Source organism: Stenotrophomonas sp. P2112, from assembly GCF_041897515.1.
GTDB classification, from domain to species: domain Bacteria; phylum Pseudomonadota; class Gammaproteobacteria; order Xanthomonadales; family Xanthomonadaceae; genus Stenotrophomonas; species Stenotrophomonas sepilia.
The window spans coordinates 1,999,044-2,013,863 of sequence record NZ_CP169216.1; the positions used below are offsets into that span (position 1 = coordinate 1,999,044).

At 66.2% G+C, this 14,820-nt stretch carries 9 protein-coding genes; 5 read left to right on the forward strand and 4 right to left on the reverse strand.

The annotated features are described in order from the left end of the window. Nucleotides 1–248 precede the first annotated feature (248 nt). From ACEPA4_RS09310 to ACEPA4_RS09330, 5 genes are all read left to right on the forward strand, one after another. Nucleotides 249–1,634 (forward strand): NAD-dependent succinate-semialdehyde dehydrogenase, encoded by a 1,386-nt coding sequence (locus tag ACEPA4_RS09310; RefSeq protein WP_262089626.1) that lies wholly within the window; start codon nt 249–251, stop codon nt 1,632–1,634. Between the two features lie 63 nt (nt 1,635–1,697). Continuing rightward, complete coding sequence (locus tag ACEPA4_RS09315) at nt 1,698–3,338, forward strand: acetolactate synthase large subunit (RefSeq protein WP_065184933.1); 1,641 nt, start codon at nt 1,698–1,700, stop codon at nt 3,336–3,338. Nucleotides 3,339–3,498: 160 nt separating this feature from the next. After that, nucleotides 3,499–5,010 (forward strand): lysine--tRNA ligase, encoded by a 1,512-nt coding sequence (gene lysS / locus ACEPA4_RS09320; protein WP_053499438.1) that lies wholly within the window; start codon nt 3,499–3,501, stop codon nt 5,008–5,010. Nucleotides 5,011–5,214: 204 nt separating this feature from the next. Beyond that, on the forward strand, nt 5,215–6,360 hold the full coding sequence (locus ACEPA4_RS09325) for a two-component system response regulator (protein WP_032954148.1): 1,146 nt from the start codon (nt 5,215–5,217) through the stop codon (nt 6,358–6,360). After that, nucleotides 6,357–8,531 carry a response regulator gene (locus ACEPA4_RS09330; protein WP_065177622.1) on the forward strand — a complete coding sequence of 725 codons (2,175 nt, stop codon included), beginning with the start codon at nt 6,357–6,359 and terminating at the stop codon, nt 8,529–8,531. The genes ACEPA4_RS09325 and ACEPA4_RS09330 overlap by 4 nt, the downstream gene beginning before the upstream one ends. A gap of 70 nt (nt 8,532–8,601) precedes the next feature. Here ACEPA4_RS09330 and ACEPA4_RS09335 read toward each other — a convergent pair whose 3' ends face one another. The 4 genes from ACEPA4_RS09335 to betB form a co-directional block, all read right to left on the reverse strand. Beyond that, on the reverse strand, nt 8,602–9,474 hold the full coding sequence (locus ACEPA4_RS09335; RefSeq protein ID WP_065184932.1) for a crotonase/enoyl-CoA hydratase family protein: 873 nt from the start codon (nt 9,472–9,474) through the stop codon (nt 8,602–8,604). A gap of 161 nt (nt 9,475–9,635) precedes the next feature. After that, nucleotides 9,636–11,312, reverse strand: a complete 1,677-nt coding sequence (locus tag ACEPA4_RS09340) for a long-chain fatty acid--CoA ligase (protein WP_262089622.1) — start codon at nt 11,310–11,312, stop codon at nt 9,636–9,638. A 222-nt stretch (nt 11,313–11,534) separates the two neighbouring features. Continuing rightward, the gene (gene betA / locus ACEPA4_RS09345; RefSeq protein WP_005416392.1) at nt 11,535–13,217 is read right to left on the reverse strand and encodes a choline dehydrogenase; all 1,683 of its coding nucleotides are present in this window, start codon (nt 13,215–13,217) and stop codon (nt 11,535–11,537) included. Between the two features lie 101 nt (nt 13,218–13,318). Next, on the reverse strand, nt 13,319–14,791 hold the full coding sequence (betB, locus tag ACEPA4_RS09350; protein WP_005416393.1) for a betaine-aldehyde dehydrogenase: 1,473 nt from the start codon (nt 14,789–14,791) through the stop codon (nt 13,319–13,321). Nucleotides 14,792–14,820: the final 29 nt, after the last annotated feature.

A 14,820-nucleotide genomic window follows, 5' to 3' on the forward strand; every position in this document is an offset into this window, starting at 1 on the left:
CCCCGGAGGGGGATTCACGCCGTCCCCCGCAACCGGACCCACCCCGCCATCCCACGGAATGCAGGCCTTTGACCTTGACGTTGCCCTGGCCTCTGCGGGTGCAGGGCGCAGCCCTGCAAACAGCCCCATTCAGACAGGTAAGTGCAGGTCACAGGATAAGCAGACGCCTTGTTGCCTCCGCCAATCGGGTTCACATTCCTGTGCAGAAGACGGGCCGCTGCCCGTTGCCGAGACAACAGGAGCCCTGCATGTCCGCTGCCCCCACCACCGCCATTTCCCGTGATCCGGCCACCGGCCAGCAGATCGCCAGCCACCCCTTCGCTACCGACGCCGAACTGGAAGCCATCCTCGATCGCGGCCAGGTCGGCTTTGCGGCCTGGAGCGTCAAGAGCCTCGAACAGCGCGCAGACGTACTGCGTGCAATGGCCGCCGTACTGCGGCGTGACCGTGAGAAGCTGGCCGCGCTGGCTACCGCCGAGATGGGCAAGGTGCAGGCCGAATCGCTGGCCGAGATCGAGAAGTGCGCCGTGCTGTGCGACTGGTACGCCGACCACGGTGCGCAGTTCCTGCGCGACGAGCCGACCCAGGTGCCCGACGACAAGGCCTTTGTGGCCTACCTGCCGCTGGGCGTGGTGCTGGGCATCATGCCGTGGAACTTCCCGTACTGGCAGGTGATGCGTGCGGCGGTGCCGATCCTGATGGGCGGCAACGGCTTCCTGCTGAAGCCGGCCGAGAACATCGTCGGTACCGCGCAGCTGCTCGACGCGGCCTGGCGCGATGCCGGGCTGCCGGAAGGCACCTTCATCGCCGCCAACATCAGCCGCGAGGGCACCAGCCGCGCGATCGCCGATGATCGCATCGCCGCAGTGACCCTGACCGGCAGCGTGGCCGCAGGCCGCAGCATCGCCGCCCAGGCCGGGCAGGCGCTGAAGAAGGTGGTGCTGGAGCTGGGGGGCTCGGATCCGTTCATCGTGCTGGCCGACGCCGATCTGGACGCCGCCGTTGATGCGGCGGTGGCCTCGCGCTTCCAGAACACCGGGCAGGTCTGCATCGCCGGAAAGCGCATCATCGTCGAAGACGCGGTCTACGATCGTTTCGTGGCGCAGTTCTGCCAGAAGGTGCAGGCACTGACCATCGGCGATGGCCGCGACCCGGCCAACCGCATCGGCCCGATGGCGCGCCAGGACCTGCTGGAGCAGCTCGATGCGCAGGTACGGGCTTCGGTGGAGGCCGGTGCGCGGCTGCTGGTTGGCGGCCACCCGCTGGATCGCCCTGGAGCCTTCTATGCACCCACCGTGCTGGCCGACGTAGAGCCTGGCATGCAGGCCTTCGATACCGAGACCTTCGGGCCGGTGGCCTCAATCAGTCGCGCCCGCGACGCCGACCATGCGGTGGAACTGGCCAACCAGAGCGAATTCGGCCTGAGCGGCAACCTGTGGACCGGCGACCGCGCACGGGCCATGCAGCTGGCGCGCCGGCTGCAGACCGGCGGCGTGTTCGTCAACGGCTTCTCCGCTTCAGACCCGCGCGTGCCGATCGGCGGCGTGAAAAAGAGTGGCTTCGGTCGTGAGCTCTCGCACTTCGGCATCCGCGAATTCGTCAACGCGCAGACGGTGTGGTTCGACAAGCGTTGACGCGCGGCTCTCATCCTTCCTGCAACGATCCACCACCAGTCCAGCGAAAAGGACGGCATTCCAATGACCAAGGGTTCAGACCTGCTCGTCGCCGCGCTTGAGAACGAAGGCGTCGAGCGCATTTTCGGTATTCCCGGCGAAGAGAACCTCGACGTGGTCGAGTCGCTTCGTCATTCCAGCATCGAGCTGGTCATCACCCGCCACGAACAGGCAGCGGTGTTCATGGCTGCAACCTATGGCCGCCTGACCGGCAAGCCCGGCGTGTGCCTGGCCACGCTCGGCCCCGGCGCGCTCAACTTCACCACCGGCGCCGCCTATGCGCTGCTGGGTGCGTGGCCGGTGATCATGATCACCGGCCAGAAGGGCATCGTCGCCAGCAAGCAGGCGCGCTTCCAGATTGTCGACATCGTCGGCACGATGAAGCCGCTGACCAAGCAGGCGCGGCAGATCGTCTCGGCGCGCACGATCCCGACCATCGTCCGCGAGGCGTTCCGTGTCGCTCAGGAGGAGCGCCCGGGCCCGGTGCTGCTGGAGCTGCCCGAAGACATCGCGGCCGATGAGGTCGAGGGCGTGGCGCTGATTCCGCCGCATGCGGTGGACCGTCCCATTGCCAGCCCGGAGGCGCTGGATCGGGCGGCTGAGATCATCCGCAATGCCAAGCGGCCGTTGTTGATGATCGCATCGGCGGCGTCGCGACCGCAGTCCAGTGAAGCGCTGTCGGCCTTTGTGTTGCGCGCCGGCATCCCGTTCTTCACCACGCAGATGGGCAAGGGCGCGGTGGCCGGAGGTTCGGGCCTGTACATGGGCACCGCCGCGCTGACCGAGCGTGACTACGTGCACATGGCGATCGACCAGGCTGACGTGATCGTGACCATCGGCCACGAGGTGACCGAAAAGCCGCCGTTCGTGATGCGCCCGGGTGGCCCGACCGTGATCCATATCGGCTACTCGCAGGCGGCGGTGGAACAGGTGTACTTCCCGCAGGTGGAGGTGATCGGCGACATCGGCCGTTCGCTCACCCAACTGGCCGACCGCATCGAAGGCGCGGTGCCGAACGCCTATGCTTTGCTGCCGCTGCGCGCGACCATCCTCGAGCATCTGGCCGACCGCGCCGAAGAGGCCGGGTTCACACCGCAGCGGCTGGTGCACGACGTGCGCCAGGTGATGCCGCCGGACGGCATCGTGGCGCTGGACAACGGCATGTACAAGATCTGGTTCGCCCGCAACTACCGTACCCAGGTCGCCAACACATTGCTGCTGGACAACGCGCTGGCGACCATGGGCGCGGGCCTGCCATCGGCGATCATGGCCTCGATCCTGTATCCACAGCGGCGGGTGCTGGCGGTGTGTGGTGATGGTGGTTTCATGATGAACAGCCAGGAGCTGGAGACAGCGCGCCGGCTGGGGCTCAACCTGGTGGTGCTGATCCTCAATGACGGCGCCTACGGCATGATCCGCTGGAAGCAGGCGGTGGATGGCTTCACCGACTACGGCATGACCTTCAGCAACCCCGACTTCGTGAAGTACGCCGAGGCCTATGGCTGCAAGGGGCATGAGGTGACCGCCATCGAGCAGTTCATCCCGACCCTGCAGGCGGCCTTCAACGAGGGCGGGGTGCACCTGGTGTCGGTACCGATCGATTACTCGGAAAACCAGCGGGTGCTGGTGGACGAGCTGCGCCAGGCGTTCCCCGGGAACAGGTAGATATCCAGGGGCCAGGTAGGGTCCCGGATGGGGTCAGATCCCTTTGCTGCGCAAAGGGATCTGACCCCTCTCCCGGCTTGGGCAGGGCGGTTTTGGTATGCTGGGCAACCGGCTGTGCCGGGCGCAGCATCCCCCCTCACTACACGATTCCCGCAGATCCATGAGCGAAGCTACCGATACCCCCCCCGTCGACGAGAACAAGTTGATCGCCGAGCGCCGTGAGAAACTCAAAGCGCTGCGTGGGCAGGGCATCGCGTACCCGAACGATTTCCGTCGTGAGGACTTCGCCGGCCGCCTGCAGGACGAATTCGCCGATGCCGAACAGTGGACCGCCGAGGCGCTGGAAGGCAACGGCCGCCAGGTGAAGATGGCCGGCCGCCTGATGGCCAAGCGCATCATGGGCAAGGCGAGCTTCGCGCAGATCCAGGACGAGTCCGGCCGCATCCAGCTGTTCCTGCAGGGGGCCGTGCTGGGCGATGCCTACACCGCGTTCAAGGGCTGGGACGTGGGCGACATCATCGCCGTAGAAGGTGGCCTGACCCGCACCAAGACCGGCGAGCTGTCGGTCAAGGCCGAGTCGATCCGCCTGCTGACCAAGTCGCTGCGTCCGTTGCCGGACAAGTGGCATGGCCTGGCCGACGTCGAGCAGCGTTACCGCCAGCGTTACGTCGACCTGATCGTCACCCCGGAGTCGCGCGCGGTCTTCATCAAGCGCTCGAAGATCATCCGCGCCATGCGTGCGTGGCTGGACAACCGCGACTTCCTGGAAGTCGAGACGCCGATGATGCATTACATCCCCGGCGGCGCGGCGGCCAAGCCGTTCACCACCCACCACAACGCGCTGGACCTGGACCTGTACCTGCGCGTGGCGCCGGAGCTGTACCTCAAGCGCCTGACGGTGGGCGGCCTGGAGCGCGTGTACGAGATCAACCGCAACTTCCGCAACGAAGGCGTCAGCACCCGCCACAATCCAGAATTCACCATGATGGAGCTGTACGAGGCCTATGCCACGTACAACGAGATCATGGACCTGACCGAAGGCGTGATCCGTGACGTGGCCAGGACAGTCAACGGCAGCACCGAGGTCGAGTGGGACGGGGCGAAGATCGACCTGGGCCCGGCGTTCCGCCGCTGGCGCATGGACGAAGCCGTGCGCCACCACAACCCGGAAATCTCGGTTGCCGACTGCACCGACCGTGACGCGCTACTGCGCCATTGCGAGCGCTTGAACATCCGCGTCAAGCCGTCCTACGGCTGGGGCAAGCTGCTGCTTGAGATCTTCGAGGCCACCGTCGAGCACACCCTGATCCAGCCGACCTTCATCACCGACCATCCGGTGGAAGTCTCGCCGCTGGCCCGTGCCAACGACAATGATCCGGGCTACACCGACCGCTTCGAGCTGTTCGTCAACGGCAAGGAGCTGGCCAATGGCTTCTCCGAGTTGAACGACCCGGAAGACCAGGCCCAGCGCTTCCAGGCCCAGGTGGCCGCGAAGGAAGGTGGCGACGACGAGGCCATGCACTACGACGCCGACTACATCCGTGCGCTGGAGTACGGCATGGCCCCGACCGGCGGCCTGGGTATCGGCGTCGATCGTCTGGTGATGCTGCTGACCGGCAGCAGCTCGATCCGCGATGTGCTGCTGTTCCCGTACATGCGTCCGGAGCAGTAAGTCACCTTTTTGACTCCCGATTGTGCGCGCCGTCCCGAAACGAGACGGCGCGATTGACGCGTCCCGCACTCGGCGTATCGTAATTGCACTACCTTGACGCCTGCTATGGCTTGATCGGCGTTAGGGGAGGGCACGGTGTGGGGAGTCCGCTTCACATTGTGATGACGATCATGAATCGGGATGCACGACACGGGAGTCAGGCCGATGCAGGGTGCGAGCGTTCGCAGCGGCAGAGTATCCTCGCCTGCTGATGATCCAGCGTGGTCGAAAAACCAGGCAGAGTACGCGTTGAATATCGTCATCGTTGATGACCAGACTTCCGCCCGGACGATGCTGCGTCACGTCATCGAAGACATCGCGCCGGAACTGAGCGTGTATGACTTCGGCGATCCGCTGACCGCATTGGCCTGGTGTGAAGCCCATCCGGTCGACCTGCTGCTGCTCGATTACCGCATGCCGGAGATGGACGGGCTGGAATTCGCTCGCCGTTTCCGTCGGCTGCCCAAGCACCGCGACATTCCGGTGATCCTGATCACCGTGGTCGGTGACGAGCCGATCCGCCAGGCGGCACTGGAAGCCGGCGTCATCGACTTCCTGGTCAAGCCGATCCGCCCGCGCGAACTGCGTGCGCGCTGCTACAACCTGCTGCAGCTGCGCCAACAGACCGAGAACGTGAAGCAACGGGCGCTGTCGCTGGAGCAGCGCCTGCTGGCCAGCATGCATGAGGTCGAAGAGCGGGAGCGCGAAACGCTGTCGCGGCTGGCGCGGGCGATCGAGTTCCGTGATGCAGGCACCAGTGCCTATCTGGAGCGCATGGCGCGCGTGGCCGGCCTGATCGCCGACCAGCTCGGGCTGCCCGAGGAGGACGTGCGCCTGATCGAAATGGCTGCGCCGCTGCATGACATGGGCAAGATTGCCATTCCCGATGCGGTGCTGCTCAAGCAGGGCAAGCTCAACGAGGAGGAGCTGGCGATCATGCGCCGGCACCCGCGGATTGGCCATGAACTGCTGAGCGGCAGCCAGAATCGTTTCATCCAGGTTGGCGCCTTGATCGCACTGCGTCATCATGAGCGCTACGATGGCAGCGGCTATCCCGATGGGCTGGTCGGCGATGCGATTCCGCTGGAAGCGCGCATCGTGGCTGTCGCCGATGTCTTCGACGCCCTGATTTCGCCCCGTCCGTACAAGGAAGCATGGACCATGGAAGCCACCCTGGCTTATCTCTACGCCCAGCGTGGCCGGCTGTTCGATCCCCGATGTGTGGACGCGCTGCTGCGCGGCCGCGAACAGCTGGACCAGATCTGCGCCGAGCATTCGATGGCGTCCGCGCGCCCGGGGCTGGGCGCGTGAAACGGCTGTTGTCGCAGCTGCGGCTGCGCCTGTCCCAGCGCCAGGACAGCGAACACGGCCAGCAGATCGTCCGTATTGTCCTGATCAGCCTGATCCTGGCCTACGTGCTGTTGCCGGCGCCGCGCCACGATCTGCCGCACACGCAGTACGTGGGCGTGCTGGCGATCGTCTTGACCGGCCTGAGCCTGTCGCTGCTGCTGTTCGGCTGGCTGCTGTGGCGGCCGGCGCGTTCCGATCCCCGCCGCGTGCTGGGCATGCTCGCCGACTATGGCCTGATCGCTGCCGGCATGGTGCAGATGGGGGAGCCGCTGGCCTGGGTCTACATCGTGGTGATGTGGGTGACAGTCGGCAACGGCATGCGCTTCGGCAACCACTACCTGTACGTGGCGGTGGCGATGGCGATGGTGAGCTTCGGTTGCACGGTGCTGCTGACGCCTTACTGGCAACAGAATTTCCGTCTGGCCATCGGCCTCTGGCTCGGCCTGGCGGCGGTGCCGCTGTACTTCTCGACGCTGCTGCGGCAGCTGACCGAAGCGATGGCCGAGGCGCGCCGTGCCAGCGAGGCCAAGAGCCGTTTCCTGGCCAACATGAGCCACGAGTTCCGCACGCCGTTGAACGGCCTCAACGGCATGACCGAAGTACTGGCGACCACGCGCCTGGACGATGAGCAGCGCGAGTGCCTCAACACCATCCAGGCGTCTTCGCGCAGCCTGCTGGCGCTGGTGGAGGAAGTGCTGGACATCTCGGCCATCGAGGCCGGCAAGCTGCGCGTGGTGGCCGAAGACTTCGCCGTGGCCGACGTGATCCAGGCGATCGGGCTGATCCTGTTGCCGCAGGCCAAGGCCAAGCGCCTGGATTACCGGGTGAAGGTGGCTGACGGTGTACCGCCACGCGTGCGCGGGGACGTCGGGCACCTGCGGCAGATCCTGCTGAACCTGGCCGGCAACGCGGTCAAGTTCACCGATCACGGCCGGGTCGAAATCCGTGTCAGCGTGGTGCAGGCCGATACCAGTGGCGCGGTGCGGCTGCGCTTCGACATCCTCGACACCGGCATCGGTGTAGCGCCGGCCATGCGTGCGCGGCTGTTCGATGCCTTCGAGCAGGCTGACGTCAGCATGGCGCGTCGCCACGAGGGCACCGGGCTGGGCACGACCATCGCCAAGGGCCTGGTCGAAGCAATGGACGGCGATATCGGTTATCTGGAAAACCCGCCGCGCGGCAGCCACTTCTGGGTCGAGTTGCCGTTCGCGCCGCCGCAGCCGCAGGTGCCGGGTGCGGTGCCGAGCCTGACCGGCGACGACGACGTGGGGCCGGGCGGCAACGTGATCGCATTTGCCGACCCGTTCCTGCGCCATCGCGCCCGCGTGCGCAGCATGCAGATCCTGGTGGCCGACGACCACGAGGCCAACCGCATGGTCCTGCAGCGCCTGCTGCAGAAGGCCGGGCATCGCGTGCTGTGCGTGGATGGCGGTGAGGCGGTGCTGGATGCGCTGGCCGACAGTGAGTTCGACGCGGTCATCGTCGACCTGCACATGCCGGGCATGAGCGGGCTGGACATGCTGAAGGAGTTGCGGGTGATGCAGGCCGGCGGCGGACCGCGCACGCCGGTGCTGGTGCTCAGCGCCGATGTCACGCCCGAGGCGATCCAGCGCTGTACCCAGGCTGGGGCGCATGCGTTCCTGGCCAAGCCCGTGGTGGCGGTGCGCCTGCTCGATACCCTGGCCGAGATCGCCAGCAACGCCCAGCTGAAGACCATGGCCGCACCGGTGGTGCGACCGATGGCGCTGCAGGATGGGGTGCTCGACAGCAGCGTGCTGGACGAGCTGGCCTCGCTGGGCATGGGCGAGGGCTTCGAACGTGAGTTCATCCGCCAATGCCTGGAGGACGTGGCGGGCTGCATGGGCAAGGCCGAGCAGGCCGGTGAGGCCACGCAGTGGGATGTGTTCCGCGAACAATCCCACGCGATCAAGGGCGTGGCCAGCAACCTTGGCCTGATGCGCGCGTCCAACCGTGCCGGCGAGCTGATGCGGATGGCCGACTGGCAGCTGAAGACCGAATGGCGCCAGCGCCTGGGCATCCTGCAGGAGGCGATCAAGGAAGGCCGGCGCGCGCTGGAGGCACGGGCCGAACGCCGGCTGCGCGGCGCTGCCGACGATGGCGAGGCGCGTTGAACCACGGCAGGGTGCATAAAAAAAGCCCGGTGGCCAACCGGGCTTGAACCCATCCTGGGGGAGGGATGAATCAGGCCGCGTCGAGGCTGGCGCGACGGGTCTGGGCCTTGATCAGGCGGTCCATGGTGCGCAGCGAACGGTCGCCGAGGGCCAGGGCGGAATCGACCCAAACCTTGGTGATCTCCAGCAGTTCGTCGTAGCTGACCGGCTGGGCGATGGCGCGTGCGGCGTTCATCGCCAGATAGGACTGCGGTGTGCGCTGCTGCTGGCGGATCAGTTCTTCCACCGCCGCCCGGCCTTCGCCCTTCTTCACCAGCACGTCGACCACGCCCATCGCGTGCATCTCCTCGGCGCTGTAGACCCGGCCGTCGAGGATGATCTTCTCGGCGAGGTGGGGGGACACGCGCCGGCACAGGAAGGAGTACGCACCCATGCCCGGGAACAGGCCGAACAGCACCTCCGGCAGGCCCAGTCCGCTGCCTTCCTCGGCGACGATGGTGTGGCAGGCCAGGGCCATTTCCAGCCCGCCGCCGAGGGCGTCACCCTGGATCAGGGCGATCGAACGGACGTCGCCGCCGAACCCGGTGTGCAGGTGGTGCACGCCCTCCACGCAGCGCTGGGCATAGTTCAGCAGGAGGTCGCGGTTGCCTTCGCGGATCAGGCGTGTGAACAGGTCCAGGTCGCCGCCCAGATTGTAGGCGACGGCATCGGAGGCCAGCACGAAATGCCGCAATGTTCCGCTGTGGCGTTCGGCAGGGCTGCGGGTGATGGCCGCCATGTAGCTCCACATCTCGTCGAGCATGTCCTTGCGGCAGCAGGGGCGGATCCCGGTGGCGGCATCGGCGTGCATGAACAGCCAGTGGGCAGCGCCGCCGGCGCTGTCTTCGGTGCGGATGGTGGCGAACGGTGAGCCGCTTGAAGGCAGCTTTTCGATGGTACTCATGGAAGGGTCCTCGGCATGCGGCCCGCAGTGTCAGGTGGGTGGCCGGCGGGCCGAACGGTCCACACACGCGGCGATGCTACACCGCCCCAGGGGCGTCGCATGCGAAAGGGCCCGGGACGTTTCCGCCCCGGGCCCTGCATCGTTCAAATTGCCGCAAACCCTTACTGGGCGGGCGTATCGCGGAGTTCGCGGCGGAGGATCTTGCCGACATTGGTCTTCGGCAGCTCCTTTCGGAATTCAACGATTTTGGGGTGCTTGTAGCCGGTCAGGTTGGCCCGGGCATGCTCCTTGACCATTTCGGCGGTCAGGTTCGCGTCCTTCTTCACGATGACCACCTTGACCACTTCCCCGGACTTTTCGTCCGGCACGCCGACCGCGGCCACTTCCAGCACGCCCGGCATCATCGCGATCACGTCCTCGACTTCATTTGGGTACACGTTGAAGCCGGACACCAGGATCATGTCCTTCTTGCGGTCGACGATGTAGAAGAAGCCGTGTTCGTCCATCTTCGCCATGTCGCCGGTATGCAGCCAGCCGTCGGCATCGATCGCCTTGGCGGTTTCCTCCGGGCGCTGCCAGTAGCCCTTCATCACCTGCGGGCCCTTGATGCAGAGCTCGCCGACCTCGCCCAGCGGCAGGATGGCGCTGTTGTCGTCCTTGATGCAGGCATCGGTGGACGGGATCGGCAAGCCGATCGAGCCGTTGTATTCGGTCAGGGTGAGCGGGTTGATGCAGGCCGCCGGCGAGGTCTCGGTCAGGCCATACGCCTCGACCAGGGTCACCCCGGTGACCTTCTTCCAACGCTCGGCCACGGCGCGTTGCACCGCCATGCCGCCGCCCAGGGTGACCTTCAGCGAGGAAAAGTCGACCGTGTCGAAGCCGGGGGTGTTGAGCAGGCCATTGAACAGCGTGTTGACGCCGGTGATGGCGGTGAAGCGCACCGACTTGAGCTCCTTGACGAAGCCCTTCATGTCACGCGGATTGGTGATCAGGTGGTTGCAGCCACCGAACTTCATGAAGACCAGCCCGTTCGCGGTCAGTGCGAAGATGTGGTACAGCGGCAGGGCGGTGATGATCCACTCCTTGCCCATCTCGATGCCCGACGCACTGATCCAGGCCGAGGCCTGCTGCATGTTGGCGATCAGGTTGCGGTTGGTCAGCATCGCGCCCTTGGCCACGCCGGTGGTGCCGCCGGTGTACTGCAGGAACGCAATGTCGTCGTGGTCGATCTCGACCTGGGGCAGGCTGTGGCGGCTGCCGATCTTCAGCGCCTGGCGGAAGCGCACCGCGCCCTTGAGATGGTAGTTGGGCACCATCTTCTTGATGTACTTCAGCACGAAGTTGACGATCACGCCCTTGGCGCCAAGCAGGTCGCCCAGGCCGGTGGTGATCACGTGCTTGACCGGCGTATCGGCGATGACCTGCTCGACGGTGTCGCCGAAGTTGTCGACCACCACCAGTGCGGTCACGCCGGCATCGATCAGCTGGTGCTTGAGCTCGCGCGCGGTGTACAACGGATTGACATTGACCACGGTCAGGCCGGCGCGCAGCACGCCGAAGGTGGCCACCGGGTACTGCAGGCAGTTGGGCATCATCAGGGCGACGCGGTCACCCTTCTTGAGCTTGAGCTCTCCCAGCAGGTAGGCCGCGAACTGATTGACCAGCGCGTCGGTCTCGCCATAGGTGAGGACCTTGCCGAAGCTGGAGTAGGCGGGACGGTCGCGGAATTTCGCGACGGAAGCGTCGAAGACCGAAGCTACCGAATGGAACTCGTTGACGTCGATCTCGGCGGGAACGCCTTTCGGATAGCTCTGCAGCCAGGGACGATCCAGACTCATATTCCCCCTCCAGGAATCGTGATGTATTAGGTTCCGGCCCTGAGCGTATCGACAATGGCCGGTCATTGCAGCATACCCCGCCGTAGGGAAAACGCGAAGAGGCCCCGAAGGGCCTCTTTGCTGGGTAGTGCCGGCCGCTGGCCGGCATCTGTGCTCGATCGGGATTCCGGTTGGTGCCGGCCAGCGGCCGGCACTACCGTGGCGCCAACCGGGCCGCTTGCGTCAGCCCTGCTTGCGCACCGGTGCGCCGTTGGCCTTGTAGTACGGCGCAGTGCTGCGGGCCAGCGGGGTGCGGCCGCGGATCACGTCGGCCAGCTTCTCGGCCATCATGATGGTCGGCGCGTTGAGGTTGCCGGTCACCACCTGCGGCATGATCGAGGCATCGACGATGCGGAGGCCTTCCAGGCCGTGCACGCGACCCTGGCCATCGACCACCGCCATCGGGTCATCAGCATGGCCCATCTTGTTCGAGCACGACGGGTGGTAGGCGGTTTCGGCATGCTCGCGCACGAATGCATCGATCTGCGCGTCGGTCTGCAGTGCACTGCCCGGCGAGATCTCGCGGCCGCTGTACGGGGCCAGCGCCGGCTGCGCGAAGATCTCGCGGGTGATGCGGATCGCCGCGCGGAATTCGCGCCAGTCCTGCTCGTGCGACATGTAGTTGAACAGAATGCTCGGATGTTCGCGCGGGTCCTTCGAGCGCACATGGATGCGGCCACGGCTGGGCGAGCGCATCGAGCCGACGTGCATCTGGAAGCTGTGCGCCTTGATCGGGTTGGAGCCGTTGTAGTTGATCGCCACCGGCAGGAAGTGGTACTGCAGGTTCGGCCAGTCGAACTCGGCGTCGCTGCGGATGAAGCCACCGGCCTCGAACTGGTTGCTGGCGCCGATGCCGGTGCCCAGGAACAGCCACTCGGCACCGATCGCCGGCTGGTTGTACAGCTTCAGCGCCGGCGCCAGCGACACCGGCTTCTTGCATTCGTACTGCAGGTACATCTCAAGGTGATCCTGCAGGTTGGCGCCGACGCCGGGCAGGTGGTGCACCAGGTCGATGTCCAGGCTGCGCAGCAGGTCGGCCGGGCCGACACCCGAGCGCTGCAGGATCTGCGGCGAGGCGATGGCGCCGCCGCACAGCAGCACTTCGCGGCGGGCGGTGGCGCGCTGCGGCTGGTCGTTGTGCAGCCACTGCACGCCCACCGCGCGCTTGCCCGAGAACAGGATGCGGTCGGTCAGCGCGTGGGTGACGATGGTCAGGTTCGGGCGTGGCTTGGCCAGGTCCAGGTAGCCGCGGGCGGTGCTGGAACGACGGCCGTTCGGGGTCACCGTGCGGTCCATCGGGCCGAAGCCTTCCTGCTGATAGCCGTTGAGGTCGTCGGTGCGCGGGTAGCCGGCCTGCACGCCGGCTTCGACCATCGCAGCGAACAGTTCGTTGTTGCCGGCCTTCGGCGTGGTCACCCGCAGCGGGCCATCACCACCGTGGTAGTCGTTGGGGCCGATGTCGCGGGTTTCGGCCTTGCGGAAGTAGGGCAGGCAGTCCAGATAGGTCCAGTCTTCCAGGCCCGGCATGCTGGCCCAGTTGTCGTAGTCCATCGCGTTGCCGCGGATGTAGCACATGCCGTTGATCAGCGACGAGCCACCCAGGCCCTTGCCGCGGCCGCAGTCCATGCGGCGGTTGTTCATGAAGGGCTCCGGATCGGTCTTGTACGCCCAGTTGTAGCGCTTGCCCTGCAGCGGGAAGGCCAGTGCAGCCGGCATCTGGGTACGGAAGTCGAGCCGGTAGTCCGGGCCACCGGCTTCCAGCAGCAGCACGCTGACATCGGCATCTTCGGTGAGGCGGGTGGCCAGCACGTTGCCGGCTGAACCGGCGCCGATGATGATGTAGTCGTACTCGTTATGGGTGCTCATGGGTGTCTCCTGCAGGCCGGGGCGCGCTGCATGCAGGCGTCCCGGCGGAATGTCGGATCGGCGCGGTGGCCGGACGATGGGGCGTGCTCGGGGCGCGCCGGTCAGAACACGCTGGCGTAGTCGCCCAGCTCGACCTGCACCGACTTGATGCGGGTGTAGTGGCCGAGGGTGGAGATACCGTTCTCGCGGCCGACGCCGGATTCCTTGTAGCCACCGACCGGCATTTCGGCCGGCGATTCACCCCAGGTGTTGATCCAGCAGATGCCGGCTTCCAGGCGATGGATGATGCGGTGGGCGCGGCTGATGTCCTTGCTGACCACGCCGGCAGCGAGGCCGAAGGTGGTGTCGTTGGCACGACGCACCACTTCGTCTTCGTCGTCATAGGCGAGGATGCTCATCACCGGCCCGAAGATCTCTTCCTTGACGATGGTCATGTCATCGCGGCAGTCGGAGAACACGGTCGGCAGCACGTAGGCGCCCTGGGCCAGCGCACCTTCGGTGGCACGGCCGCCACCCGTCAGCAGGCGGGCACCTTCGGCCTTGCCGCTCTCGATGTAGCGCAGCACGTTTTCCATGTGCGGGAAGCTGGTCAACGGGCCGAAGTTGGTGTCGGCGGCCATCGGGTCGCCGATGCGGATGCGCTTGACGCGCTCGACGACGGCCACCTCGAATGCGGCCAGCATGCTGCGCGGCACGAACACGCGGGTGCCGTTGGTGCAGACCTGGCCGGAGCTGAAGAAGTTGGCCATCACCGCAATGTCGGCGGCGCGGTCCAGATCGGCGTCATCGCAGATCACCAGCGGTGACTTGCCGCCCAGCTCCATGGTCACTTCCTTCAGCGACGAGGACGCCGCGCTGGCCATGACCTTCTTGCCGGTGGCGACGCCACCGGTGAAGGAGATCTTCTCGATCACCGGGTGCTCGGTCAGCCACTGGCCGATCTCGCGGCCCGGGCCCTGCACGACGTTGAACACGCCGGCCGGCACGCCGGCTTCGGTGTAGATTTCGGCCAGCCGGATCGCGGTCAGCGGCGTCACTTCCGACGGCTTGAACACCATCGCGTTGCCGGCAGCCAGCGCCGGCGCCGACTTCCACATGGCGATCTGGATCGGGTAGTTCCATGCGCCGATGCCGGCGACCACGCCCAGCGGCTCGCGACGGGTGTAGAAGAAGCTCGATTCGCGCAGCGGCAGCTGGATGCCTTCGATGGCGGTGGCCAGGCCGGCGTAGTACTCGACCACGTCGGCACCGGTGACGATGTCCACGGTGGTGGTCTCGGCCAGCGCCTTGCCGGTGTCCAGGGTTTCCAGGTGGGCCAGTTCGTCATTGCGCTCGCGCAGGAGCTCGACGGCGCGGCGCAGGATGCGCGAGCGCTCCATGGCGGTCATCGCGGCCCACACCTTCTGGCCTTCGGCTGCGCTCTGCACGGCACGTTCGACGTCGGCCTGGCTGGCGACCTGCACCTCGGCGATCACCTCGCCGGTGGCCGGGTTGACGGTCTTGAAGGTCTTGCCGCTGGTGGCATCGACGCGCTGGCCGTGGATGTAGAGCTGTTGGACGGGCAGGGTGGTCATGGGGCGTACTCCTTGGAAGGGGGCGGGCG